The organism is Arthrobacter sp. E3, from assembly GCF_017353415.1.
Lineage (GTDB): Bacteria > Actinomycetota > Actinomycetes > Actinomycetales > Micrococcaceae > Specibacter.
This window is the reverse complement of record NZ_JAFMPX010000097.1, coordinates 1-514: the sequence shown is the minus strand read 5'-3', so window position 1 is coordinate 514 and position 514 is coordinate 1. Positions and strand designations below refer to the sequence as shown.

Below are 514 nucleotides of genomic sequence, written 5' to 3'. Positions count from 1 at the left end.
CCCGGCGCGGGCTGATTCATCTTGACGGGTATATGACCATCGCCCAGCATGAACAGCTCATGGCTGCCATTGGACATGCCACCAACCCCAACCACCACACGGATGTGGACACTATCAACACCACCACCGCTGGCAGCCACGAAACAACCGGAACGGCACAAACGACTGGAACAACTCAAACGGCTGGAACAGCTGGAAAAGCTGGAACAGCCGACGAGTGCGGCAGTGCTGGTGATGGTGATGGTGCTGGTTCTAGTGGTGGGCAGGATTCCTTGTTCGAGCAGTTGCATGGATTGATGGGGACGTTCAATACCACCACGGCAGCTGGACAACGAGACACCGCAGCGCAGGACCGTGGAGGGCAAACAGGGCAAACACGGCAAACAGGGCAAACAGGGCCAAGGGGGCAAGCAGGACGAGAAGAGGCGCTAGGGGCATCAGGATCTGGGTGGGTGGCGCAGCCAGGCCCGGACTCGGAACGGGCATCAGGACCTGACCCGGGGCCGGGTTCAGG

Annotated in this window: 1 protein-coding gene; it reads right to left on the bottom strand. The window is 60.5% G+C overall.

Annotated features, from left to right (window positions below; genetic code table 11):
* Positions 1-306 precede the first annotated feature (306 nt).
* Positions 307-514 (bottom strand): hypothetical protein (locus tag JMA46_RS16795; RefSeq protein ID WP_207346489.1); only part of this gene is annotated, 208 nt, incomplete at its 5' end.